The following is a 24,314-nucleotide window of genomic DNA, read 5'->3' as shown; positions in this document are numbered from 1 at the left end:
TCAATTAAAATATGGCTAATCAGTGTGTTTATGCTGCATCTGACTATTCGGATGCAGAAACAAGTGCATTGATGTTTTTTATTACGAGCCAACAGCCGTATAAGAAACAGTCAGCGATAAGGACAACGATATGAATCTGCCGGCAGACAGCCTGATAGCCTACACCGTTGAGAAGATGAATCTCCGGTTGGCTGAACGAATACCCGCTGATGACGCGGGACAGCTGCGTAGCGGGCTGCTTTATATGGGGAACGTACATGATGCATACCCCAGACGTTTACTATTAGACACTCGGCTATCTCCTTTGGATAAGATGGCCTGGATGATGATCCGTTTGTATGCCCAGCAAAATGAGGGCGCAATTTTCCCTACCTATGATGAATTACAGCGTCAACTGGCTTCTCCACATAAAGGTGGGGCGTCCCGGGAAACCATTAGCCGCGTACTGTTGATGCTGAGGATCACCGGTTGGCTAAGTTTGTGCAAACGCGTTCGCGATGAAAAGGGGCGCGTTCGGGGGAATATTTATGCACAGCATGATGAACCGCTCTCATTCCGTGATGCGGAGATTTTCGATCCCGGTTGGCTGGACACGGTTGCTGAAGCATGTCGGAATAAAAATAAAACTATCAGCCAGACAGCATGGGACGTTCTGAACGAAATCAAAAATGATACAACGATGCGGCATCGTCATAGCCGTATTGCGCTTATTGAGAGTCGCCTTGGTTCCGCACAAACACCGCAACAAATGGTAGCCAGACAGAGTGTTCGTCACCTCAGTTCGGAATCCGAACTAAGACAAAAATCACCAAGTTTGGACGCAAAATCACTGAGTTCGGAATCCGAACTCAGTCATCCAGAAGGGGATAAATCACCTGGTTCGGAATCCGAACTCAGTGGTATTTCAAGGGGTTGTCACTCAGTTCGGAATCCGAACCGTTACGTACGTAGTAATACACACTGTGTAAAAAGAAATACGTACGTACTGCCCGGCACCTTTGAGCAATTGCTGTCACTTGATGACCGTAACATGGCGACAGAACAACTTCAGGCACTGACCAGCGAACAAGCCGAGCAGGTGCTGCAATCCCTGAAAAGGGCGCTTTCTGACGGGGGGCTCACTAATCCCATTGGCTGGCTGCTGGCCGTATTAAAACGGGCCCGTGACGGAAAGCTCTTTACCCAAAGAGCGTCCAAACCGCCTGTTCAGCCCCAAACTCCTACGGCGGTAAGTGATGCTATGCCTGAGCCAACTACGAAAGTTTCTGATAAAGCGCATGTTCAGAGTGTACTGGCTGAGATACGACGGAAGTGTGCGGCTGGATGATTGTGGTGGTGGTTAAAAAACAGGCACTGTTGGCACTGCCAACAGCGATTAAAAAGTGACCACCTTGTGAATTCAGGCGCAAAATGGCGCGATGTTGGGTGGCCAATGGTTGATTGGTTAAAAAATAGCCTCTGTTGCCCCGGGCAACAGCGATTAAAAAATAACCACATGGTGAATTCAGGTACAAAATGGTGTGATGTTGGGTGGTGAATGGTTGGGTGGTTAAAAAACAGGCGCTGTTGCAGGGCTGCAACAGTGATTAAAAAGCGACCATATCATACTGTTTGCTTAATTCATGGATATTTATAGATCTGTAAAACTGGTTTGGAATTGAGCTGGTTACTCCTTTGCCCTGAATATTTCTAACTCATATCAGAAATATTTTAGGTCAGCACAAGGAGTTAGCAATGTCAGAGTTAGATCATGGTGTGAATAATGACACACATCAGGAACCCGTTTCATCAGAGTCAGTCACTTCATCTTCTGCCACTCAACCTGTCCGTGAACGAGAAACCCGTTCTGGTGCATTGAAATCATCTCTGACCCTTGAACTCCATACCCATTACGCGATTCGGTTATGGGACGGTCGCAGAAAGGAAGATGCAGGTGAGGATTTGGCAAAAAAACAAAAAGAGCGTCCGCGATTTTTTACGATCTTTAGTATGCCTCAGGTTATTGCTGTTGCTGGCGTGGCAAACAATGATTCGTCAGCAGACAACCCGTATGCGGATGCATTGTTGGTTAAGTTAGAAAATGCTCTGGGTGTATCGAGTCAAAAAATACAGTCAGATGTTGATGAACTCTCCGGGATTTTAAAAGCGATCCCTCAAACGCTTTCATTAACCGATGTGCGCTCTGTTTCTCCGTTAAATATTGGCGTGTATAGCCGTTCGCCTCTTGGCTACCGTTGTGTATGGTTATTGGTTGGATATGACCAGCTTGCAATGAGAGTGTTTCAGGCCTTTCACTACGGATTAATTTCCAGGGCGCAGAGGGATAAATACCTCGACAATAATGGTTATGCGGTAAGACGAATTTATCACTTGGTGCAGGGTTATAGATCATTCAATGTTACTCGAAGCGACATTTTATCGAAAACCCCTGCTGGTATTAAGGCGATAGAGCGTTTCGGCGAGCCAGATCCCGATATTATGTCTGGCCACGTTCGCTCATCATTCTCATCACCGTTGCGTGGGGGAGAATGATGCGACTTTTTCTTTGTGAAAAGCCGAGCCAGGGGCGAGATATCGCCCGTTTTATCGGTGCAACTCAACGAGGGAAAGGTTTTTTATCAGGCACCGGAACTGTCGTAACCTGGGCGTTTGGGCATCTTCTGGAAGTCGCCTCACCTGAAGAATACGGTGCTCAGTTCGGCAAACCCTGGCGTATGGATGTTCTGCCTATCCTGCCAACAGAATGGAAAATGGTTGTTAAGCAAAGTTCTGCAGAGCAATTCGCTGTAATTAGTCGGTTATTGAAACAGGCGGATGAAGTTGTTATTGCAACCGATGCTGATAGGGAAGGAGAGGTATTAGCCAGAGAGTTGCTGGATTATTGCCAATTTACTGGAAACGTCAAACGCCTGTGGCTGAGCGCCCTTGACGACGCGAGTATCCGAAAAGGGCTAGATAATCTCCTCCCAGGTGAGAAAACGGTTCGTCTTTATTATGCTGGCATGGGGCGCAGTAAGGCCGACTGGCTGATTGGCATGAATTTAACTCGAATATATACTCTTAAAGCTTCAGAACAAGGTATCGATGAGCTGTTGTCTATAGGACGAGTTCAAACCCCAACACTAGCGCTTGTTGTCCAGAGAGATAGCGATATTGAGAATTTCTCTCCTAAGCCCTACTGGCAGGTGTTTGCTGATATTGAAAAAGCCGGAATGACCTTTAGAGCTCAATGGGTACCAGCTGCTGGATATTGCGATGATGAAAAGCGCTGTATTCAGCATAATGCAGCCCTTGCGGTGGAGCAGCTCTGCAAGCAAACGGCGACAACATCTGTCGTTGATGTGTTACTTAAGAGAGAAAAAACGCCAGCGCCGTTATGTTTTAGCCTGAGCATGTTACAGAAAGCCTGTTCTGATAAATGGGGAATGAGCGCTCCAAAAGTATTAGAAATCGCTCAGTCACTTTATGAGGTTCACAAAGCGACGACTTATCCCAGAACTGATTGTGGATACTTGCCTGAGTCCATGAAAGGGGAGGTGAACGATGTGCTTTCCGCTATTTTGCAGTCAGATCCTGCTGCCACATCACTTATTAAAGATGCTGATCGTTCTTTTGTTTCCCGTATCTGGAATGACAAAAAAATCTCTGCTCACCATGCAATTATCCCTACGAAACAACCCTTCGATATAAGCAAATTATCAGATGATGAGTTGAATGTTTATCAACTCATTCGTCTGCATTATTTTGCTCAGTTTTTTCCTCTCCAGGAATCCGATGTTACAGATGTTACGTTTAATTTAGGAGGGCAACTGTTTAAAACTCGAGGTAGGGTGAGTGTCGTTATAGGATGGAAGAAACTCTTTTCCAATGATAAAGAACTCGATATTCAATCTGATGAAAATGGAAGTCAAGGGAGCCTTCCTGTTTTAAATAAAGGCGATATTTGTAATGTCTTGGGTTGTGAAGTCAAAGCCCAACAGACTAAACCCCCATCTCGATTTACTGATGGCACATTGATTGATGCAATGAAGAATGCAGCTAGTTTTATTAGTGATCCGACATTAAAGAAAATCTTACGTGATAATGCGGGGCTGGGCACCGAGGCTACTCGTGCAAATATATTAGATGTACTATTTAAGCGTAATTACCTAAAACGGCGTGAAAAGTTCATTTATTCAACGCAGTTGGCCAGAGAGCTAATCTCTCAGTTACCAGAGGCTCTAACTAATCCAGGTATGACAGCGCTTTGGGAACAGGCATTGGATGATGTTGCTGAAGGACGCATGTCGTTGGATGCTTTTTTACAAAAGCAAAAAGAATGGACATTAAGATTAGTAGATAGGGGGCGTCAGCAAGCGATTAAGTTGACGGCACCAGTCTCTCCACTGTGTCCCCAGTGTGGTGGGATAATGAGAAAAAGAAACAGTGATAATGGTGTATTTTGGGGGTGTGTGAAGTACCCGCTCTGCAAAGGGATCATTAGCGAAGGGACAAAAGGTAAGAGGGGTAAGAAAAATCTAAAAACTAAGAATAAACCAGCTACCTGACATTTGACATATTTGATAAGGTAATGTCGCTTTGATGCATTTTGTACCTCGAAGGCTACGAGGTAGTGTGATGTTCTTACGGGGAACTGATCGCTACCAGCCCAACAGATGGCTACCGCACACTCAGTCGATCTGTAAGACGCATACTCTCCGTGAAAAACGCGTCGGGAAATTTCCCCGGAGCTACGTTGAAGACTTCAGGGAGATGGTACACCCTGTTAGACGGTGTCGGATAAAACCGACACCGTTTTAATTTTCGCAGAGTAGTAAATTGTTTTTCCGTTAATTTTCATTCTATAACGACTACTCTGCATTGGCTTTTTTGCCATGGAGAGAACAGTCTGAGCCAGACGTACCTAGCGTCGAACAGGGGCGAATAGGCATTCGATTGCCGCTGAACCAGTAGTATCGGTCAGGCGTTCTTACAAACTGTTGTTCCTCCTCCACGGCATCCATTTCGGGTGCCGTTTTTATTTTCACTGATGCGTAAACAATTTAGGTTTGACGATATTGTCCAGTGATTTAAAAATGACCGTGCTTACTCGTCATCTCTGATGACCACCAATGATCTGTCAGTCTGTGAAGATCGCCTTCGGGTGACTGAATCACTTTTCCAAAGCCTGCAAGGAAAAGGGCGTGATTAAGAAGCGCGGTAAATTTGCCATCCTTTGAGAGCAAATGTCACCAGGTAATTTAAACGCCTCTACGAGCGTGGTGATGAAGGTTCCGCTTAACTAACCAGACAAGTCAGGATAACAGCTGATCCTGACCCTTGACGGGAAAAACAATTCCCTCAAGGGAATGTTTTCTCCGTTACACCTTATTTAACACTCCTGGAGAACACTATGTCTGCAAATAACAATACTCAAGCTCAAAACCAAAACAATTCTCAAACTGGCAAATCAGAATATTTTAATCTTCTGATTAATGGATTGGGATATGTTAGTAATATCCGTCACGTTACTGGCCAGTCAGGACAATTCCTGAGTTGTGTCATTAATGCCTTAAGTGGTCCGGCAGATAAAGCGAACTATGTTCGTTTTGATGTCACTGTGGCCGGTAAGGAAGCAACTGACCTGATTGCACGCTGTCAAAAAGCGTCTGATGAGGATAAGAAAGTCCTTATTGGTTTCACACTGAGTAATCTCTCTGCTGAGATTTTTACATTAAAATCCGGTGAACATGCCGGTGAACAGCGTGTTAGCCAGAAAGCCCGATTGATTAAGGTTGACTGGATCAAAGTAGGCCAGCAACAGGTCTATAAAGCTGAAAAATCTGACTCCGTGCCTCCTCAGAACAATGGTACCGCTGCGGCTAAATCCTATGCGAATAACTCATTCTGATAACTGGTACTCATTATAAACACCTCGCTTGCGGGGTGTTTTTCAATGTAAAAGGAGAAAGATTATGGCTTCACGCGGTGTTAACAAAGTTATTTTAGTTGGCCATCTTGGTCAGGATCCAGAAATTCGCTATATGCAGAATGGTGGTGCAGTTGCCAACATGACATTAGCGACTTCCGAGACCTGGCGGGATAAGCAAAGTGGTGAACAGAAAGAGAAGACCGAATGGCACCGTGTGGTAATTTTCGGGAAGCTCGCTGAGATCGCTGGCGAATATCTCCGTAAGGGATCTCTAGTTTACATTGAAGGTTCATTACAAACGCGTAAATGGGCCGATCAGGCTGGTGTCGAACGCTATACGACTGAAGTTGTCGTTAACGTTGGCGGCACATTGCAGATGTTAGGCTCTCGTCCTAACAACAACCAAAGTGCAGCCAGTACTGAATGGGGAAAGCCTCAGCAGCCAGCGGCACAGAGTGGTACACCTCAGTTTCAACGTCCAGCAGGCAATGAACCGCCGATGGATTTTGACGATGACATACCGTTCCTTGGGTTTGGTTATGGTGTATGTCGCAAAGCGATTTATGCTGTTTCGTAAACACAGGCACCAGTCTTTGACTGGTGCTTTTTTACATGACAGACTTAGTAAAACACTTACTTTGTCTGTGATCTTACGGGGGTAAAATGACTACTCATACTCGATACGAGACTGATGTCGTCGCTTGGGCGAATGAACAGGCGGAACTTTTACGCTCCGGTAAATTTTCAGAGATCGACTGCGAGAATATCGCGGAGGAGATTGCAGACGTGGGTAAGAGCGAACAACGAGAGCTGGCAAGCCGTATGGCTGTCTTGATTGCTCACCTGCTCAAGTGGAAATATCAACCGGAACGTCGTGGTTCGAGCTGGGAAAAAACTGTCAAAGCGCAGCGTAAAGATGTGGCATACGCGCTGAAAGAGTCTCCCAGCCTGAAAAACAAGCTGAATGATCCAGATTGGTATGATGTGATCTGGTCTAAAGCAGTCGCTATAGCTGCGGATGAAACACAGCTTGAAAACCTGCCGGATGAACAAATCTGGACGGTAGAAGAGGTGTTGTACGCCGATTTTTGGCCAAATTAACTGATCCCCTGTAGTAATAGGGCACTAACGCTGGCTTCGGTCAGCGTTTTTCTTTTCTGAGCACGTTTTTAGTTTAGCGTTGTTCAGTCCGGTCTTGTCGGCAGAATAACCACCTGATTTTGAGATTTCTCTTAAACACGGTGGAGACTGATGACAAGACCTATGCGGCACCCTCGAAATACGCCAGCTACGACGACGCTGGCATGCCTTTCTGCTGCAATGCTGGTAGTGGGGTGCGCACAACAAACAACCTCTTCAGTTTCCCGCCCAGCTGTGCAGCCAAGGACGAACGATATTTATCAAAATCGTTCACCTGAAGTCGTGCGTTATGACCGTTACACACTGGTCAGCACTCGCCCTGCAGATTCACAACGCGATCCCCTCAACCAAATGATCGACATCACGATGCCGCAGCAACTTGTGCGTAGCGTCGGTGATGGATTTCGATATTTGCTGCTTGAATCGGGGTATTCATTATGTCCCAGCAGTTCATCGATGTTCTCTGAACTGCTTGTGCGCCCGTTGCCTGGTGTGCAACGCAACATTGGTCCGGTTCGTCTCAGTGAAGCATTACAGATTGTCGCGGGGCCAGCATGGCGACTGCGTGTTGATGATGTGAATCGAGAGATCTGCTTTGTTCTGCGTGATGAATATCGTTCATTTGCTCCCACGCAAGTGGTGACGGCTCCAATTGCGCCACGACAGCCAGGCAGTTCATTTTCAGGAAATCCATCTTCAGTAACATCGGTGAAAGGAACGTTAAAACCGGATAGTCAGCCACTGCCTGTACCTGCATTAACCACGATACCGTCCTCTGTAGTAACAGGTAATAATGCTCTGGCTAATAAACCGATATCAGCAACAGCGCAACCTCTTAACTTAGCCCCAGTGAATGGAAAAACACCCGTTGGTCAGGGGGCCACAACGGTAAAACCATCAGTTTCAGCCTCGACCGTAAAACCGGTTGCGACGGTGCCTACAACTGCATTGCCTCCGGCACCTGCGGCATTACCGGCTCAGCAAAAGTTGCCACCCGCACAACAATCCGCAACGCCTGCTGCTTTGGCCTCAACAACCGCTCCCAAGTCGCCATTTGTCCCTGGTAAACCTGTCAGTACGCAGTCCCAGGGAACACTGTGGCGTGCTGAAGTGGGAACGACGTTACGTGAGTCAGTCAACAAATGGGCCAGTGAGGCGTCGTGTGTGAATGGTGGTAACTGGGTTGTCATCTGGCCCGTCAACGTGGATTACCGGATTGATGCGCCACTTTCGTTTCACGGCAATTTTGAGTCAGTGATTACACAAGCATTCGATTTGTACCGTGATGCCGATACGCCTCTGTTTGCGGCGGCAAATCGCATTCAGTGCCTGATTTCGGTCAGTGACCGTCCAGGAGAACGGCGCTGATGGGATACCTCGTCATGGCGTTCACGCTGGTTTTCTTTTTAATCGTCGGCAATACGGAGAATCGGCGTGCAGCATCGCAGCATGAGTCAGTCAATGAGGTCTCCGCATCGTATGTGGCTAACGACATGTTACGCATCGCTTCCGTCGTTAATGACTGGCGTTATGACAACCCGATGAATAATGGCGCGATTGATATTGCTCAGTTAGCTCTGGTGCCGTCGCCTGATAACCGTATCAAAGCCGTAATTTCAAATGGCCGGCTGTGGGTATGGGCAGCCGATTTTCCCGGTCTGGTTAATGCGCTGGCCACACATTCTGTGTCGTCGTCACTGGTCTGCATCGTCTCAGGCGGTCGGCTGAAGATGATGGATGGCACTGATATGAATCTATCCCTCCCGGTCGGTGTGACTGATGGGAATATCGTTTATCTGAACTGAACCAGGAGTGCAGGATGCAGAGTCCCGCCTTTTTATCTTTGCGCCGCGCAGCTCTGAGTGTGACGGCTTTAACGGTGATGGCCGTTCTTTCGGGTTGTGCGTTGACTGAGATCCGGAAACTGGAGGACGACGCTCATGCATCGGGCCAGCAGGCTCGACGTATTACAGAATCGCAGACGTCGAAGACGCAATCCGCGGTGACCTGGGTAGATAAGCCTTGGGTTAATCTGAACCCGGTAATCGCACCGTTATCATCCGATGACGGAAAAAAGTTGGGTTATTGTCCGTTTCGGATCAATCGGCCAGAGGGAATGTCCCTGCTGGAGCTGGGGCAACGTCTGACGCGCACCTGTGGTATCCGTGTGGTTATTACGCCCGATGTGGCACAAATGCAGTCTGCCTCAGTCAGTAATGTCGCAACGCAACAGATGTCGGGAACGCTACCGATTCCGGATGATAATGGACGTGTTGCGTTGTCCCGCATTTCTGATCCCACCGCATCGTCTCAGGTATCACAGCCCTCTCAGAACATGTCTGGTTCATCTGGTTTGTACCTTGGTGCAATAAAGTGGAATGGCGACAGAATTGCTGAGCTGATGGATAACATCGCTGTCCAGTTGGGGGTGTCCTGGAGGTCTGAGGGACCTAATCAGGTTGTATTTTATTACACCGAAACAAAAACCTATCAGTTAGCCATGCTCAACACAAAAACCGAGAGCACGGCGAGCGTGATTTCCGGTACGTCCAGCTCGATGGGGGCATCCGGCGGATCGTCTGTCGCCGGCGCGGCATCGGGGGATGCGAGTTCGTCACAAAAAACGACGACCGACCTGAACAGCGAGTTATATGAAGATATTCGCAAGACTATTGAAACGATGCTGACTCCACAGAAGGGACGATTCTGGCTGTCTGCGGCCAGTGGTGCGCTGACGGTGACAGATACGCCTCAGGTTCAGGCTCGGGTTGCGCGCTTTGTCGACTATCAGAATGAAGTGTTAAATCGCCAGGTGCAATTGAATGTTCAATTACTCAGTGTGACACAGAGCAAAACCAATCAAATGGGGCTGGACTGGTCATTGGTTTACCGCTCGCTGAATAATGTGGGGGCGACCATGACAGGGAGTTTCGGTGGTGCCTCAGAGAATGCAATGAGCGGTGGCGTTTCTATTTTGAATAGTGCCACGGGCAATGCTGCTAAATTTTCTGGCTCTAATGCGTTATTTAAAGCACTGAGTGAACAAGGAACCGTCAGTGTTGATATGAGTCAGGCGGCTCCCACAACTAACCTGTCACCAGCGCCCTTCCAGTTGTCAGACCAGACGGTTTACATCGCACGCGCCAGCACGACAGCGACGACCAATGCCGGTTCTACGAGTTCTCTTGAACCAGGAATGATCACCACAGGGCTAAATGTCACGATGCTACCGTTCATTAAAGAAAACGGCGATGTCCAGCTCCAGTTCTCATTCAATCTGTCTGACCCGCCAACCATTCGCTCATTTACGACCGCGGACGGCAATTCGCGCATGGATATGCCCCACACGAAACTGCGTTCACTGACACGTAAAGTTAACCTGCGAGCGGGTCAGTCACTGGTGCTGACCGGATTTGAACAGGTGAATACTACAACCAACAAATCAGGCACGTTTACACCCGATAATTTCCTGTTTGGGGGCGGCCGCTCGGGTGACAACTCACGTACGTCTCTGGTTATTGTCATTACGCCTGTTGTGTTGAGGTAACGGATGAAAACTGTACGCAGCGTAAAAGTAAAAAAAGAGCAGCTTTCTACCGTCATTCCCGAGGGGCGTCGCGGATGGGTGGCTGGGCTGAAGTGGGTACCTGAGACAGACATGTATCGCCGTCGCTTCTCTCTTTTTAGCGCTCATCCTGGCTCACATCGTATTGCTTTGGGGAAGAAGGGGGCCCGAGCTTTAGGCTATGCACACACTACAAAACAACATCAACGCCGTTCGCTGCATTCGTTGGCCGCCGCATTCTGTTTGTTTGCGGGCGATAACAGTTACGGGATTTACCCGATAGATGAAACGCGATGGGTATTCCTGGCATCTCAAAACGGTCAACCTTCAGTCATGGGGGATGTTGTCGGCACACTGGATGAAGCGCTGGCTGCACAAGCATTGTTTCTTTCGTTTAATGACGCGCCAGATGGCGGATGGGCAGTGGTTGCTGAACCTGATTTCCCGATAGATTTGCTCTCGTTAGCGAAATCATTGTCTCTCATTCAGCGTAAACAAACTCGTCTGGTGAAGTTAACGTCACTAACTACGTTGGCCGTTGTACTTCTTGCGCTCACATTGGGCGGTGCTGGGGCATGGTACTGGCAATATATGACCGAGCAGGCTGAACAAGAAGCAGTGGCGTTGGCTGCATTGCGTGCAGAGCAAGCTAAAGTACGTCAAAAAATACAATCTCTACAGACATTACCTCGCCCTTGGGCAACGATGTTGCCGACGCCGTACTTTCTGAGTCGGTGCTACTTTGTTCGCAAACCACTACCTGTGTCCATTGCCGGCTGGCGTCTCACGACTGGGGAATGTATCAGAGATGGTATGCGTTTGCGTTACGAAGCGCGTCCCGGCAGCACCATTTCCGATTTTGACCGGCGTTCACAACAGCTGCTGGGGCAAAACGCGGTTTTCAATTTTCTTGAAGGGGGAAAAACCGGATTGGTTTTTATCCCATTCATTACCGACAACGAACCGACACCGTGGCGTGACGAAGCGGTACCCATGCCTGGTGTGCAATTGATGCGATTCCTGTCCCATTTCCAGAGACGAAATATTGATGTCCCTCTCAGCGAGGTTGTGCCTCCTGCTCGAGCTCCTGGCTCGAGTGCAGATGGGCCCGTACAGGACTGGCATGAGTACCTCTTTACGGTAAACAGCAAGCTGGCACCAGAGTGGATTTTGACCGATTTCGATGACACCGGCATCAGGCTGGACAGTATTACGTTTTCTCTGAGTGCGGAGGGGCAGTTTGATTACCAGATTAAAGGGCATATCTATGCGCAGAAATAGCCTGGCACTGTTGTGCCTGATGGTCGCGGCATCGGCTTACGCAGAGTCTGAGATAGCGACAGGAGAGACAGAGAGTAGCAATTCACTGGTTACTGTCGGTCAGCTTGAAGATGTACAGGCACGTAATCTGCTTTTGGCCGCTCAGGTTGAGAGTGCGAAGTTGCAACGGATGCTGAAAGAAAGCCAAAGTCCACTTCCTCTTATTGTTCCTCCAGGTACAACGCCGTATCAGGTACCGATCGCCCCTATGGCGGCAACGATGCCAGCAGGCCAATCAGCGCCGGAAAAAGTCAGTAAACCCGTTTTACTGGAAACCTACGGCGATGGGAAAACCATGTTTGCTCGCATTCGCCTTGCGAGCGGCAATGTCATTGAAATGGCAAAAGGTGATCGGCTGCCTGGAACGACGTCCTCCATCAGTGCGATCACTGATTCCTCCGTCACGCTGAGCGACGGCTCACAACTGTCATTCTGAGGGTAACGCAATGTTGAGTGATATTCCGGCGGACTTGGCCGAGTTTGTGCTGGTTGAAAACGTGCCGAATGGCGGGATAAGAGTGGCGGTAGATATCAACCGCAGGACAGATAAACGGGTCCAAGGGTGGATCGGTCAGCTCATGCAGGCAAACAGAGAGAAGACCGTTTCCCCTGACTTTATCAGCCTTGGTGAGTTGAATGAACGGCGGAAAAAGAAACCTGATACCGGACTTACTCTGTCTGAACTGACTAATGTGAGCGATCGGCAAAAGGCGGTACTGAGTTATTTTGCGCAGGGGAAGTCGTTTCATGCCTCTGATATTCATTTGATTATTGATGACGCGCTGTGTCGTGTTCAGTTCCGCATTCACGGTGAGATTGAAACCATTGACGAGTTGCCTGGTGAGGAAGGGATGGCGCAGGCATCTACGGCTATTTTGTCGATGTGCGATGTGACAGAAACACAGTTTTATCCCAATCGTAAACAGGACGGGCGCATCAAGGCCGAGTTTTTACGAAAAGTCGGCTTGTTTGGTGCGCGTTACAGCCATACGCCGACGGCGTCCGGGCTGTATGTCGTGATGCGTATCATCCCTGACGATGGTGATAACGCTCCCTCGCTTAATGAGCTGGGATTTCTTCCCGAACAGCAGCAGCTGTCACAGCAGATGTTGAGAACCCCGGAAGGTATTGTTCTTCTAACTGGCCCTACAGGATCAGGTAAAAGTACAACGCTACGCTCATTCAGCACGTTGTATCTGGAACGAACGCAGGGCCGTAAGCGTCTGTTGACGATTGAAGACCCGCCTGAGGGGGCGATCCCGGGAGCGATACAGACCCCGATTATTGCTGACAAGAGCAGCACTGATGCGGTGCTACAGGCGTGGGACAAGGCGAACTCGTCTGCGTTGCGACTCGATCCCGATGCGATTCTGATGGGCGAAATTCGGGACGGGGTATCACTGAAAGCCGCGTTGTATGCATCGGAGACCGGTCATCTGGTAATGAGCACGCTGCATGCGAATAGCGCGGTAGGCTCTCTGCGTCGTATGGGACTGATGGGCATATCAGAAGAGCTAATAGCCGATCCTCAACTGCTTATTGGCCTTATCAGTCAACGTCTGGTCCAGGTTTTATGCCCCCAATGTCGGATTTCCTGGGGGGAGAAGGTGCTTCAGTTATCACCTGAACAGCGTGTACGTCTGGAACGTTATTGTCAGGTCAAGGGGATTTGCACAGTTGAGAACCTGCATTTCCGGAATGCTGAGGGCTGCCCTCATTGCCAGAAAAAACTGAATGACCGCCTTGTCAGTCGGGGTGTTATCGGTCGCAGCGTCATTGCTGAAGTCATTCGCCCGGATGCCCGGTTTATGTCGTTGTATCTGGAAAAGGGACAGATGGCTGCCCGCCAGTACTGGCTTGATCATTTGGGGGGGATTTCCCGTCTGACACATTTGCTACACAAGTTGAATACAGGTCAGGTGGATGCACTCGATGCAGATCTCGTCTGCCCTCTGGATGAGGACGACATGTTGCGTCCTGACGGGGGGATGGCTGATGCGTGACATGTCCGCCTGGGAGCGTTTTCGCTACGAGATTTTGCGCCGGACGTTCTCCAGTTCCTATCGATCCCGGTTTTACTCTTCGCTCCGTTTTCTCCTGGAAAACAATACGCCATTGCTGGTAGCAATACAGGAAATTGAAGATGTGCACACCAACTTCGGCGAACACTGGCATCCGTTAGCCGAACTGACGGCTGACTGTATTGAGGCTCTGAGGGATAACAGTGAAGGAAACTCACTGGAAGATGTGTTGGCGAAGTGGGGACCATTAGAAGAGGCTGCGTTAATCAGCTCCGGAATGGCCAGCGGTTCGCTCCCGGATGTGTTGAAGCAGGTCAATGTGCTGATTGAAGCCCGGCGTACCATTTTCATGATGGTGTTGCAGATGCTGATTTATCCGCTGCTGTTGATTGTCCTGGTTGGCGGTGCGTTTGCAGTGGTGACGTATGCAGTGAAACCTCAACTGGAGCAAATGTCCGATCCTGCCACATGGAGTGGGGCGCTTTCTGTACTGGCAATGATGTCTGACACCATTGAGCATTCAGGAGGGATAGCCGGGTTAGCCTTTGGCATGTTTGTCTTCTGGGTGCTCTGGTCACTGCCTCGCTGGGCTAACCCACTACGCCAATGGGCCGATTATCTTGCTCCCTGGTCAATCTACAAAGAACTTCAGGGGGCTATTTTCCTGATGAACATCTCTTCTCTGCTGGACGCCAACGTAAAAACGCTGGATGCGCTCAACCAATTGCGACGGTTTGCGTCACCGTGGTTGCGTGTGCGTATTGAGGCGGCGATAGACAACCTGGAGGAAGGGGCATCGCTCGGAAAAGCCCTGCGTGACAGTGGGTATCATTTTCCGAGCAAAGAGGGGGTCAATTATCTCTATCTGCTCACCAGTCGCGATGGTTCGGCTGCGATGATCCGTAACTATGGCGATGAGTTTTTGAAAACGACGCTGTCGCGTATTCAATTCCGCATTACGCGTATGCGCTTCTATTCCTTCATGTTGATCATAAGTTTCTTTGTGTTGCTCCTGCTGTCGGGTTTCCAACTGCAGGATATGGGTAATACCACCAGGTTTTAATTAAGAGGAAAGATGATGTCTGCTATTACATTTGAAAAACGCTCTCCACACCGTGGCTGGGCCATTATGGAAAACGGTGCTGTGGCACTGATTGTTATTGTGGTGATCGCCCTGGTGCTGGGCGGTATTTCTATGTTGCTGGGGCGTAAAGATGTGGGGGTTGAGGTTTCTAATTACCAAAACCTGATCACCACTGCGCAAGGGATGTTGAAAGACTCATCGGGCTACAACTTCAGCAGCGGAACCAAAATGACCGGCACGCTGATTCAGGTGGGGGGCGTTAAAGGGATTACCGTTCAGGGGGAGCGTAGTTCAGGAACGGCGACGCTGTGGAACTCATGGGGGGGGCAAATCGTTTTAGCGCCTGTAGCGTCTAATGGTTTTAACAACGGATTCACACTGACGTCAGAGAAAATTCCACAGGAGGCCTGCATCGCAATAGTGACGCGTATGTCGGCCTCTGGCACAGCATCAGGTATTACAATCAACAGCGCATCACATGCAGACGGGCTGGTGTCGCTGGAATCAGCCGGCTCTGAATGCCTGGCCGACAGCGGGCGTACGGGACAAAACAAACTGACATTCACCATCAACGGTTAAGCGCGTGTGTGTACGTTGCGGCCCGACGCTCTGTCTGGTGATGCTGCTCCAACTGTTGTGTGCGGGAACAGCATCAGCTTTTTGCTTTGATGCCGCCGGCGCTAAATATCAGGTTGATGCCTTGTTGGTGAAAGCTATTGCAGAGGGAGAAAGCTCCCTCAATCCGGATGCCATCAATATCAATCGGGATAAAGCAACCCGGCGAGAAGTCAGTCGGGATTACGGGTTGATGCAGGTGAATTCGACGCATATTCCAAAGCTGATCGCGATGGGGGTCATTCAGACACCGCAGGATTTGCTGACTAAACCCTGCCTGAACGTACAAATCGGCACATGGATACTGGCAAAGCATTTTCAAGTGTGCGGTATCAGTTGGAATTGCCTGGGGTCGTATAACGCCGGGTTTCGCAAAGATCGCCATGAGACTCGCGAAGCGTATGCCAATCGTATCTATAAGCGCTACAAGCGCCTGTTGAAAGAAGAACGGGGGATTGTGCTGCCATGATTTTCTATTTTAATGGCCTGGTTCCCTGGTCTCCTCTGATTTATATGGCACTGGTTCTCGTCTTTAGCGCGGTGGTTAAACCACCTATCCGCTTCCTGGCTGAACAGGGCGCCATTACTTTGTGGGATGGGCGCATTAGCCGGCTTTTTATTGCCGGGTACGCGCTGGGGGCGCTCCTGCTCCTGCTGGCGCCGGCACCACTTTCGCTGTTTGAGCGGGTTAGTGCGGTGCTTTTTCTGGGGTTTATGTTGCAGCTCAGCGTGCTGGATGCCACGGCTGGCTGGCTGCCGATTGAATATACCGGCGTAACTGCGGCATCGGGGCTGTTAGTGATGTGGCAACGCGATGAGCAACATCTTTGGGCGATGGCAGGGATTGGAGCACTTTTCGCGATCGTCCGCTTTTATTGCAACTACCGGGCAAAACGCGAAGCGCTTGGGCTGGGAGATGTGTGGCTGTCTGTTGCACTGGCCGCATGGTGCGGCTGGAGTGGAGCCTTGCTGGCGTTGTTACTTGGTGTGACTGGCTTTGTGCTGTGGCACGCCAGCTCACCGGGTACGCGAAAAGAAGGCCCTTTGGGTCCTTGGCTATGTGCCGGCGCAATGCTGGCATTAATCAACCGTGTGTTTAACCCTGTCGTGGTGTTTTGAGGAAAAAAGAATGTCGATAGCAAAAATGCCGCATCGGGGCTGGGCGATGATGGAAATGGGGGTTGCGTTGCTCATCCTGTTGGGTGTTGCGGTATGGGGTACCTCAGTCTATCGGGACTACATGCAGGAATTGCAGTATCAGGGTATGGCACAGCAGGGAACCCGTTTTAAAGCGGCGCTGAAGGAATATGTTGGTCGCCATTACGATACGTTGTTGAGTCAGGCGGGTACCACGACGCCGGTCATCGTCACTGCGGCTATGCTCAAAAACACCGGCGTATTAGCGGCGGGGTTCAGTGAAATTAACACCGCCGGACAGCGCTGGCAGGGCGCCGTCGTCAGGAGTGAGCAAAATCCGTCAAAGCCCCAGCTCCAGGCCGTGGTGTATACCCAATCCGGCACCGCGTTACCGTTCAAGGGGCTGCGTTTTATCTCAATGCATATCGATGGCGGTGGTTATATCTGGGAAGCGGGAAAGATAACGGGCGCCATGGGGGTGTGGACAGAGCCGCTGGCCACGTTCGGCGTGACTACGACGACAGGGCAGTTGGCAGCTATTCTGACGACGGATGAACTCAGCAATGCCCGGGGAGAAAGCGATCGTCTATACCGCTTTGCGGTGACCGGAAAACCCGATCTGAATCGCATGCATACCGCAATCGATATGGGCGGGAATAATATCGACAATGCCGGCAATATTTATGGCCAGAGTGGTAATTTCTCAAAGAATGCGAATATCGCTCAGGATCTGAGTGTTACCGGATTTTCTTCATTCGGTAAACGGGTGACGATGAATAGCGATTTGGACGTAAAGAAGGGTATCAACTCAGACAGTTTTGTTAGGGCAAAAACAGGCAGCAGTAGTGTACAGTTTGGCGGTGGCGGCAGCAGCGATCAAAACGCTGTTTTGATGAACGTTACGGGGGGAGATGGACGTGGCTATCTGTCATTGGGCGGTGATGGTGACAACGATACTGTGAAATTAGATATCTGGGGGCGTCAACGCGTCCGGGGTAATTTACTGCTAGCGTCGGTGAATGTCCAGGGAGAGACCTGCCTGAGGGCGGACATTGGCGCGGTCAGTCGTGATGTCAGCGGTAAGTTATTGTCCTGTCAGTCTGATGTGAAAGGCAAAACGACATGGGGGCAAGCAGGAACCAGTGGTGCGGTCACGCGTTCTGCGGTGAACAATCTGACCTACACGGCAACGGGGGACTATGATTTTATCAATGTCTCGATTTCGTCTCTTTTCGAGCCTGTGGATGGCTGGCATACATCAAACGCCTTGTTCAATGTCCTGGTTAACGGTACTGCTATCGCGCAGCTCGATAACGTGATAACCGTGGTAAAAATGGGCTCGCGAGGGCATTACTGGGGATATCAGTCGACCGCAGTTGCACAGAAAATGTATCAATACGCCGTTAAAAGCGGTGACGTGATTCAGGTCGTTTATGTGTCAGGTGTTCTCCATAACAGCAGTGATATTCAGATTAGTCTTTCCAAATAGGCTTAGGCACTCCTAATTTAACTATGGCGATATTGAGTTAAATATCGTCATTTCCTCTTTTAGCACTACATTCCTTTGTTACCCTTATATGGCTATTGTGGTTATAAATGGTTTTTATAATCTTCTTCGCTTCTCTGTTTGTCCTGTACTGCCCAGTTTACTCATTTATCAGTTTTTTGCTGCCGTTTAGAGGGTTCTCTCTTTTTTATTTTAGGCACAAAGGAAGAGTGCGTGTAATGATCCATTTGGCTCTTTTCTCAAAAGTTGGTCGGCTCAGTAAGGCTCAGACCAGACGGTTCAACGCTGAGTTTGTTTCTGTGCTGGAGAGGGCGCTTGGGCAACATGACTGTGCGGTTGTCCTCCGTTCACACCTTTTTCGAAAACCGCAGATAGCACTTGCGAAAGGAGTTTTGTCAAAATACGCCAGAAAATACCGGGTAGTCGGGGTCGAATTGTCTCGTTTTGAACGCATGGGGATTATGCTTCAAATGCTGATGCAGGAGTGGCGATTAGTATCGGTGCCTAACAAGGGGGTAATGATAATTGTGTCGAAAATCTAAATTTCTAGTGGCAAGTGATTAATTTATCGTGGATTGAAAAAGTACATTACTTTACTGTGATCGATACATTAGATCGAACCGATCGATTTATTTTGTTGTACACGATTAATTATGTTGTTTAACCTCGCTTGTACATTAAAGCGAATTACTTAATTACATTAGAATGATTTTTATGTGGAGTCGTAGTGAATGAATCCTACATATACTGCATTAATTGCATTACTTCGTTCAGGGGACATGGTATTTCCTGAAGGTGATGGCAAATATGATGGTGGTAATAGCCAGTTTTCAGTAAGGATCAAACCAGAAAGCAGGGCGTTCCTTGACATGCATGCTGAGCGTATCGGTGTTTCCAAGTCTACGCTCTACGGCATTATCTTGGAAGGTGTACTTTCTGAAGCCAGAGCATCAACAGCTGACAAAATGATGGGAGTCTATGAACGTTTTTGTTTGTTGATGGATGCTCATAGGGTAAATGTATTGCAACAGGCGCAATTACTTGCACCATTTGGTATTAGTCAGGGGGCATTATCCAGCGCAGAACGAACACTGGATTTGTTAAACTCTCAGGTGTTACATCAGTTGGCATCGTGGTTTGAAATCGACGTGCAGTGGTTGTTTTGCGAGAAAATGTATCCAATGGAGAATTACCATTTTTTTGACCAGAAACCTCTGGATTATGACGCTTTGAGTGATGATGTTGAGTTGGTTTTCTTTCGCGCAATGAGTGATTGTAATGTGACTTTGGCTTTTACTCGGAAATGGAAAAATGTTCAGGGGGTAATTAATATTCCAATCATTAAAATTTATCGCGTGTTGAGAGAGTGGGAACTTCCGAAAACGAAGAATGCCAAGTATTTGGCTTATTCGCAGAAACAAGTTGAATCGTTAACCGATGGTTCTGTTTTTCCCAGTATGGTTGTTGATAATTACAAAAGTGAATATAAGAGCTATCAAGATTTTTTAGCAGGTTAAATTTTGTTTTTTTATTATTAATGATGCGCCAGCATCAGGGGATCTTTTTGTCAAAAAATCAAGAAGTGAATGTTGTGCCAGTACCAGGGAATACCAAGAAAAAATAATCATAAATATTTAACCTCCATAATAGGAATGAAGAATGAAACATTCATTAATTACACGCAGTTTTATTATTGCGGGGATCAGTGCAATTGCTGCTTCAGCTAATGCGGCTGGAACATGGACTGAAGCTCGCGGTGATGCTATGGGCGGAACCGGTGTTGCTTCCTCGCACTACAGCGCAGCTGCTCTGGTAAACCCCGCGCTGCTGACGAAATTTGATAAGTCAGATGACTTTAGTCTGATTTTGCCTGCAGTGGGCGCTCAGGTTTCAGACCCGGATAATCTGCAGGATGGGGTCGACCGTATCGACAATGATTGGAAATCGTTTGAGCGTATCGTTAGTGCCGGCGGAGATGCCAGTTTAGCTGCGTCAACGCTGCGTGGATCATTACAAGACTTTTCTGGAAGCCATGCTAAGGCGCATGCCGGTGCGTCAACGGTTGCTGCTGTTCCCAATAGCGTTCTGCCATTTGCCGTCGTTGCTAAGGCGTGGGGAACGGCAACAGTCAAAACCAACGTGACAGATAGCGATCTCCAGTGGCTTGATGGGGTGTCAAATGGTACTGCAAACGGCTCAGATTTGAGTTCGTTAACATCATCTGCCAATGGCCGTGCCGCTGTCGTTGCAGATGTTGGTGTTGCGATGGCACGTGAATTTAACGTCGGCGGACTCGAGTTCTCTGCTGGTATTACACCGAAAATACAACGCGTCTATACATTCAATTACAACGTTGCGATCAATAACTATGACAGCTCGGATTTTCGTAGTGGCAACTATCGTAACGATAAAACGGGCGCCAACGTAGATGTCGGTTTTTCAACCAATCTGAACGATAACTGGATGGTTGGTTTGGTTGGCCAGAATCTGGTTGCACGCAGCATCGAGACGAAAGAAGTCAACGGCGTCAAAGACACGTTCAAAATCAAGCCTCAGGCAACGCTGGGAACGGCATACAGCAACGGTTTCTTTACCACTGCGCTTGATGTCGATCTGACACCCGCCAGTCGTTTTAACTCTGATAAAGACAGCCAGTTTGTCAGTGTAGGTGGCGAACTGAATGCCTGGAAATGGGCGCAACTGCGCGCAGGGTATCGTACTGATATTCATGACAGTGATAACTCCTATTTTACTGCTGGCATTGGTTTGTCTCCGTTTGATGTCGTACATCTGGATATCACCGGCATGGCGGGAACAGACAGAACATATGGTGCTGTTGCTCAATTGACGTTCACATTCTGATTGCTGAAGAAGGGGCTATCTATGAATAGCCCCTTCTGTGAATTATTTCATCAACTGTATGGAACCAACGTACACGCAACTTGAAATGAGGGATAAGACGGTGGGAATAAACGCTAAACAGTTTGTGACTTGTCGCGGTAGGAGAGTGTTGACTGATGACGGACAGCAAGGAATAGATTGTAAACTGGGTATTGGGTCCACAACGGAAAAAAACAGGGGCTGGTTGCTGCAGCGATCTACGCGAACTGTGCTGAATTGGACAGCAAACAACTTGATGAAATCATTGCATGGGTTCATCTCTACAAATCGAGGCCAATTAAATGAGCGCATTTGATTACGTCAATCAGCACTACGGCGTTAATGCCTGCGTTGGGCGGCGTGTTATTGCATATGGCCATCCTGGAACAATAGTGCGTGATTTTGGCCAGTATATCGGCGTTGTACTCGATGATGCTCCTAATTCTCCACCTGACCGTTATCACCCGACAGATGGCATTGTTTACGGTGATATTGTTGATTATACCCCACCGAAAATTAACACCAGACAAGCCAAAGCAAAGAGAAATTGGCAGGAGTATCTTGATGCCGATTATGGGCATAGAGATTTTGCTGAATGGTTGGGTATCAACACTCCACGCATTGACTACGATAGTAGTCGCGGGGAATGGCGTATGTATCGGTACGGGAATTATCAGGATTCAAGCATTTACGGTGAGTGGAGCAAAACAAAGAAAGCAGCTAAGGCCAGTTATAAAGAAGCGTTGAAAAAATACAGGGCTAAATAAAATTAAAACGTTAATAAATGAGTGGCTGAAGAAAGATTTTGGGGGTTAATAATGGATTTTGTGGATTTTATATTAATATTTGTTCTTTTTTTATTTGTTATAGGTAGTTAGTTAAGTAAAGTTATGGCTGGAAAGTAAATATAGGAGCGAAGCGAATGATAGGCATTATACTACTTAGTCTTATTACTGCTGCTGTCTATTTATGGATTAAAAACGGTGGGGCTCAGCGCTTCCATATCAGATTAGAGAAATTCTTCGAGCGAATATACTTTGCTTGGGTGTGGTGATTCTTGTTTTTTCTTTTCTTATGCTTGTTTTTTTAGTGGTTCGGAAGGTGATTCTGATTTAATAAAAAATTTGAACTCCATCGTAGAGGTTTTTATCAACTGCCTGTGTTGGCTTGGTGCATTAATCATTATTATAGCTTTTCTATGCAGGAAAAAAAGTTTAGTTAAAATAAAATCATTATTAAATAAATTAACGACAATAATGTCGGGGGGGGAAGTATGAGTGATGAAGAAGAAAAAGAAAAATACATGGAGAAAATTCAAAAACTCCTCCATTTAGCAAAACGCAGCACGAATGAGCATGAGGCTGCTAATGCTATTAGCCAGGCCCAGAATCTAATGCATAAATTTGGCCTGAGCGAGTTGGACATCGATCTGAAGTCGATTAAGGAATTTCAGAGTGAGTATTGCCCGTCTGATGCGAAAAAACTCCCAGAATACGTGGTCAGTTTGGCAAACATGCTGTGTTATGCATTCGGTGTGCATTGTTATTACACATGGACGCGGAAGCATCGACGTTCTGTTGCATTCTACGGTCCGACAGAACGACCACAGATTGCTGCATACGGGTTCGACGTATTGAGCGTTCAGTTGATTAAAGCCCGTAGTGAGTTTATTGCCTCACAAAATAAGCGTATCAAACGCACTACTAAAACCAATCGTGCAGATCAATTTTGTGCAGGCTGGGTGAGCGGAGCTCGGAATGCCATTAGCCGGTTTACTGTTGAATCAGAAGAGCAACAATTAATGTCACTGTATTACAAACAGATCTCCGAGGGGTTTGGCGAACTTAAAAGCCGGGAAGCGAAAAGCTGTCGCGGCGATGATAATGCATATCACGCCGGCTATCACTCAGGTAAAGATGCTCGACTGCACCAGGCTGTCGCAGGGAAGTCGATAATAGGTATTGAACGTTGATTAGAGGTGGCTTTAATAAATGAAAGAAACTATGTCACTTGTTGTTGTTTTTATTAAACTGATCGCATTATGAAGCTAATTATATTGGGGAAAAATGTCAGGCTAAGATTGATTCTGAGGCGGAAATAGAACGCCAGAAGAATGCTTTAGAATAGATGAGTACTTCTTTTACAAACGCTAAATTTCTCATCACCAATATTCAGTTTTTTGTCGTTTCTGGTTCTCGGTTTTTGCAAAGTAATGCCGAAAACCGTTAACCAAAGGCAAGGATTTGAGGCATGACAACTGAGTCCTCCGTTACAGACACCATTATTCCCCCTTTATCCGAAGCTCAAGAAGATGATCCGTTTGCTGAAGAGGTCAACGCACATTACGCCAAGACTTCCTCTGCAGACGTCGCCGCGCGGCGCATGGGACTCTTCAATAAAGAAGAATCTGCGGATAAGGAAAATTCGCGGCACTCCTGGCTCTTTAAAAGCCTGCTTGCCGTTTTATTTTTTGTTCCGCTAGGTCTTTCTGTCGTGCTTTTCCTGATCGTTCAACAGCAGAGTGTCCAGTTGGACTCGCTGGATGCCGCATTTCGGCGTGGCCAGCTTCAGCAATTGCCGACAGAGATACAAGAATTGAAAATTAAAGTTGGCGAGCTTCGGAGTGAATTTATTACTGTGCAGGAGTTCGATACGTTCCGCCAGTCTCAGCAGAGCCAGGCTCGCACACTAGATGAAAAGCTGAATCAGTACATTAAAAGCGCGGAAGGGCAATCAGCTATTCCTGAACGGCTAGCACACCTTGAACAGCGTATTAATGATCTGCAGGGAACAGCAGATGCACAGGATAAACGTATTTCCTCTTTAGCCTCTGACTGGCAAAACAGGTTTGAAAAGTTAGCGCCGCAAAAGCAGAAGGCTACCCCTGCAAAAAAGCCTCAACGGGTAATTAAACCCGTTCCCGCCCCTTTTGCATTAACCAGTATTGAGCATCGGGGAGGGCAGCAATATGCCGTCATCATCCCTCATTCAGCAAGCAATCGCTGGTCAGATATACGAATGCTAACGCCTGGCGAATCGGTTAATGGCTGGACGTTAGCCAGCATTGACGGAAATCAGGCGCATTTTTTGGTTAATGGGAAATCTCAAATTCTCACATTGCAGTAAGGAACCGT

22 protein-coding genes are annotated in these 24,314 nt (G+C 48.0%); all 22 read left to right on the top strand.

Features of this window, described 5'->3' with window-relative positions:
- The first annotated feature begins 130 nt into the window (after nucleotides 1–130).
- The 22 genes from NXT09_RS12645 (at nucleotide 131) to NXT09_RS12535 (ending at nucleotide 24,306) form a co-directional block, all read left to right on the top strand.
- Nucleotides 131–1,327 carry an STY4528 family pathogenicity island replication protein gene (locus tag NXT09_RS12645; protein ID WP_268579909.1) on the top strand — a complete coding sequence of 399 codons (1,197 nt, stop codon included), beginning with the start codon at nucleotides 131–133 and terminating at the stop codon, nucleotides 1,325–1,327.
- 407 nt (nucleotides 1,328–1,734) lie between these two features.
- Complete coding sequence (locus NXT09_RS12640) at nucleotides 1,735–2,532, top strand: PFL_4669 family integrating conjugative element protein (protein ID WP_268579908.1); 798 nt, start codon at nucleotides 1,735–1,737, stop codon at nucleotides 2,530–2,532.
- Nucleotides 2,532–4,547 carry a DNA topoisomerase III gene (locus NXT09_RS12635; RefSeq protein WP_268580039.1) on the top strand — a complete coding sequence of 672 codons (2,016 nt, stop codon included), beginning with the start codon at nucleotides 2,532–2,534 and terminating at the stop codon, nucleotides 4,545–4,547. The genes NXT09_RS12640 and NXT09_RS12635 overlap by 1 nt, the downstream gene beginning before the upstream one ends.
- An 845-nt stretch (nucleotides 4,548–5,392) precedes the next feature.
- Complete coding sequence (locus NXT09_RS12630; RefSeq protein WP_268579907.1) at nucleotides 5,393–5,890, top strand: STY4534 family ICE replication protein; 498 nt, start codon at nucleotides 5,393–5,395, stop codon at nucleotides 5,888–5,890.
- Between the two features lie 64 nt (nucleotides 5,891–5,954).
- Nucleotides 5,955–6,488 (top strand): single-stranded DNA-binding protein, encoded by a 534-nt coding sequence (locus NXT09_RS12625; protein WP_268579906.1) that lies wholly within the window; start codon nucleotides 5,955–5,957, stop codon nucleotides 6,486–6,488.
- Nucleotides 6,489–6,574: 86 nt separating this feature from the next.
- On the top strand, nucleotides 6,575–7,012 hold the full coding sequence (locus tag NXT09_RS12620) for a DUF29 domain-containing protein (protein ID WP_268579905.1): 438 nt from the start codon (nucleotides 6,575–6,577) through the stop codon (nucleotides 7,010–7,012).
- Nucleotides 7,013–7,162: 150 nt separating this feature from the next.
- The gene (gene pilL2 / locus NXT09_RS12615; RefSeq protein WP_268579904.1) at nucleotides 7,163–8,419 is read left to right on the top strand and encodes a PFGI-1 class ICE element type IV pilus protein PilL2; all 1,257 of its coding nucleotides are present in this window, start codon (nucleotides 7,163–7,165) and stop codon (nucleotides 8,417–8,419) included.
- Entirely contained in the window at nucleotides 8,419–8,856 is a 438-nt protein-coding gene (gene pilM, locus NXT09_RS12610; RefSeq protein WP_268579903.1) for a type IV pilus biogenesis protein PilM, read from the top strand. Before pilL2 ends, pilM begins: the two co-directional genes overlap by 1 nt.
- Nucleotides 8,857–8,870: 14 nt before the next feature.
- Nucleotides 8,871–10,598: a PilN family type IVB pilus formation outer membrane protein gene (gene pilN / locus NXT09_RS12605; protein ID WP_268579901.1), complete on the top strand. Its 1,728-nt coding sequence runs from the start codon at nucleotides 8,871–8,873 to the stop codon at nucleotides 10,596–10,598.
- Between the two features lie 3 nt (nucleotides 10,599–10,601).
- A complete protein-coding gene (gene pilO2 / locus NXT09_RS12600) occupies nucleotides 10,602–11,897 on the top strand; it encodes a type 4b pilus protein PilO2 (protein WP_268579900.1) in 1,296 nt (431 codons plus the stop codon).
- Nucleotides 11,884–12,372 (top strand): type IV pilus biogenesis protein PilP, encoded by a 489-nt coding sequence (gene pilP / locus NXT09_RS12595; protein ID WP_268579899.1) that lies wholly within the window; start codon nucleotides 11,884–11,886, stop codon nucleotides 12,370–12,372. The genes pilO2 and pilP overlap by 14 nt, the downstream gene beginning before the upstream one ends.
- A gap of 10 nt (nucleotides 12,373–12,382) precedes the next feature.
- Entirely contained in the window at nucleotides 12,383–13,939 is a 1,557-nt protein-coding gene (locus NXT09_RS12590; RefSeq protein WP_268579898.1) for a GspE/PulE family protein, read from the top strand.
- Nucleotides 13,932–15,020 (top strand): type II secretion system F family protein, encoded by a 1,089-nt coding sequence (locus NXT09_RS12585; protein ID WP_268579897.1) that lies wholly within the window; start codon nucleotides 13,932–13,934, stop codon nucleotides 15,018–15,020. The genes NXT09_RS12590 and NXT09_RS12585 overlap by 8 nt, the downstream gene beginning before the upstream one ends.
- Before the next feature lie 15 nt (nucleotides 15,021–15,035).
- The gene (locus NXT09_RS12580; protein WP_119871456.1) at nucleotides 15,036–15,620 is read left to right on the top strand and encodes a type 4 pilus major pilin; all 585 of its coding nucleotides are present in this window, start codon (nucleotides 15,036–15,038) and stop codon (nucleotides 15,618–15,620) included.
- 40 nt (nucleotides 15,621–15,660) lie between these two features.
- Nucleotides 15,661–16,125: a lytic transglycosylase domain-containing protein gene (locus NXT09_RS12575; protein WP_268580038.1), complete on the top strand. Its 465-nt coding sequence runs from the start codon at nucleotides 15,661–15,663 to the stop codon at nucleotides 16,123–16,125.
- A complete protein-coding gene (locus NXT09_RS12570; RefSeq protein ID WP_268579896.1) occupies nucleotides 16,122–16,775 on the top strand; it encodes a prepilin peptidase in 654 nt (217 codons plus the stop codon). Before NXT09_RS12575 ends, NXT09_RS12570 begins: the two co-directional genes overlap by 4 nt.
- A 10-nt stretch (nucleotides 16,776–16,785) precedes the next feature.
- Nucleotides 16,786–18,282, top strand: a complete 1,497-nt coding sequence (pilV, locus tag NXT09_RS12565) for a shufflon system plasmid conjugative transfer pilus tip adhesin PilV (protein ID WP_268579895.1) — start codon at nucleotides 16,786–16,788, stop codon at nucleotides 18,280–18,282.
- Nucleotides 18,283–19,031: 749 nt separating this feature from the next.
- Entirely contained in the window at nucleotides 19,032–19,817 is a 786-nt protein-coding gene (locus NXT09_RS12560; protein ID WP_268579894.1) for a hypothetical protein, read from the top strand.
- A gap of 142 nt (nucleotides 19,818–19,959) precedes the next feature.
- On the top strand, nucleotides 19,960–21,162 hold the full coding sequence (locus NXT09_RS12555) for a conjugal transfer protein TraF (RefSeq protein WP_268579893.1): 1,203 nt from the start codon (nucleotides 19,960–19,962) through the stop codon (nucleotides 21,160–21,162).
- A 320-nt stretch (nucleotides 21,163–21,482) separates the two neighbouring features.
- Nucleotides 21,483–21,947, top strand: a complete 465-nt coding sequence (locus NXT09_RS12545) for a hypothetical protein (RefSeq protein ID WP_268579892.1) — start codon at nucleotides 21,483–21,485, stop codon at nucleotides 21,945–21,947.
- Between the two features lie 506 nt (nucleotides 21,948–22,453).
- Nucleotides 22,454–23,152 carry a DUF2786 domain-containing protein gene (locus NXT09_RS12540; protein ID WP_268579891.1) on the top strand — a complete coding sequence of 233 codons (699 nt, stop codon included), beginning with the start codon at nucleotides 22,454–22,456 and terminating at the stop codon, nucleotides 23,150–23,152.
- A 278-nt stretch (nucleotides 23,153–23,430) separates the two neighbouring features.
- Nucleotides 23,431–24,306 carry a hypothetical protein gene (locus tag NXT09_RS12535; RefSeq protein WP_268579890.1) on the top strand — a complete coding sequence of 292 codons (876 nt, stop codon included), beginning with the start codon at nucleotides 23,431–23,433 and terminating at the stop codon, nucleotides 24,304–24,306.
- Nucleotides 24,307–24,314 lie beyond the last annotated feature (8 nt).

It is taken from the genome of Pectobacterium jejuense, assembly GCF_026800125.1.
Classification (GTDB): Bacteria; Pseudomonadota; Gammaproteobacteria; order Enterobacterales; family Enterobacteriaceae; genus Pectobacterium; species Pectobacterium jejuense.
This window is presented reverse-complemented; position numbering and strand designations above follow the sequence as displayed.

What these genes read in the sequence shown, in the direction of transcription:
- NXT09_RS12645 (WP_268579909.1), top strand. Translation starts at nt 131, where the DNA reads ATGAATCTGCCGGCAGACAGCCTGATAGCCTACACCGTTGAGAAGATG.
- NXT09_RS12640 (WP_268579908.1), top strand. Translation starts at nt 1,735, where the DNA reads ATGTCAGAGTTAGATCATGGTGTGAATAATGACACACATCAGGAACCC.
- NXT09_RS12635 (WP_268580039.1), top strand. Translation starts at nt 2,532, where the DNA reads ATGCGACTTTTTCTTTGTGAAAAGCCGAGCCAGGGGCGAGATATCGCC.
- NXT09_RS12630 (WP_268579907.1), top strand. Translation starts at nt 5,393, where the DNA reads ATGTCTGCAAATAACAATACTCAAGCTCAAAACCAAAACAATTCTCAA.
- NXT09_RS12625 (WP_268579906.1), top strand. Translation starts at nt 5,955, where the DNA reads ATGGCTTCACGCGGTGTTAACAAAGTTATTTTAGTTGGCCATCTTGGT.
- NXT09_RS12620 (WP_268579905.1), top strand. Translation starts at nt 6,575, where the DNA reads ATGACTACTCATACTCGATACGAGACTGATGTCGTCGCTTGGGCGAAT.
- pilL2 (WP_268579904.1), top strand. Translation starts at nt 7,163, where the DNA reads ATGACAAGACCTATGCGGCACCCTCGAAATACGCCAGCTACGACGACG.
- pilM (WP_268579903.1), top strand. Translation starts at nt 8,419, where the DNA reads ATGGGATACCTCGTCATGGCGTTCACGCTGGTTTTCTTTTTAATCGTC.
- pilN (WP_268579901.1), top strand. Translation starts at nt 8,871, where the DNA reads ATGCAGAGTCCCGCCTTTTTATCTTTGCGCCGCGCAGCTCTGAGTGTG.
- pilO2 (WP_268579900.1), top strand. Translation starts at nt 10,602, where the DNA reads ATGAAAACTGTACGCAGCGTAAAAGTAAAAAAAGAGCAGCTTTCTACC.
- pilP (WP_268579899.1), top strand. Translation starts at nt 11,884, where the DNA reads ATGCGCAGAAATAGCCTGGCACTGTTGTGCCTGATGGTCGCGGCATCG.
- NXT09_RS12590 (WP_268579898.1), top strand. Translation starts at nt 12,383, where the DNA reads ATGTTGAGTGATATTCCGGCGGACTTGGCCGAGTTTGTGCTGGTTGAA.
- NXT09_RS12585 (WP_268579897.1), top strand. Translation starts at nt 13,932, where the DNA reads ATGCGTGACATGTCCGCCTGGGAGCGTTTTCGCTACGAGATTTTGCGC.
- NXT09_RS12580 (WP_119871456.1), top strand. Translation starts at nt 15,036, where the DNA reads ATGTCTGCTATTACATTTGAAAAACGCTCTCCACACCGTGGCTGGGCC.
- NXT09_RS12575 (WP_268580038.1), top strand. Translation starts at nt 15,661, where the DNA reads ATGCTGCTCCAACTGTTGTGTGCGGGAACAGCATCAGCTTTTTGCTTT.
- NXT09_RS12570 (WP_268579896.1), top strand. Translation starts at nt 16,122, where the DNA reads ATGATTTTCTATTTTAATGGCCTGGTTCCCTGGTCTCCTCTGATTTAT.
- pilV (WP_268579895.1), top strand. Translation starts at nt 16,786, where the DNA reads ATGTCGATAGCAAAAATGCCGCATCGGGGCTGGGCGATGATGGAAATG.
- NXT09_RS12560 (WP_268579894.1), top strand. Translation starts at nt 19,032, where the DNA reads ATGAATCCTACATATACTGCATTAATTGCATTACTTCGTTCAGGGGAC.
- NXT09_RS12555 (WP_268579893.1), top strand. Translation starts at nt 19,960, where the DNA reads ATGAAACATTCATTAATTACACGCAGTTTTATTATTGCGGGGATCAGT.
- NXT09_RS12545 (WP_268579892.1), top strand. Translation starts at nt 21,483, where the DNA reads ATGAGCGCATTTGATTACGTCAATCAGCACTACGGCGTTAATGCCTGC.
- NXT09_RS12540 (WP_268579891.1), top strand. Translation starts at nt 22,454, where the DNA reads ATGAGTGATGAAGAAGAAAAAGAAAAATACATGGAGAAAATTCAAAAA.
- NXT09_RS12535 (WP_268579890.1), top strand. Translation starts at nt 23,431, where the DNA reads ATGACAACTGAGTCCTCCGTTACAGACACCATTATTCCCCCTTTATCC.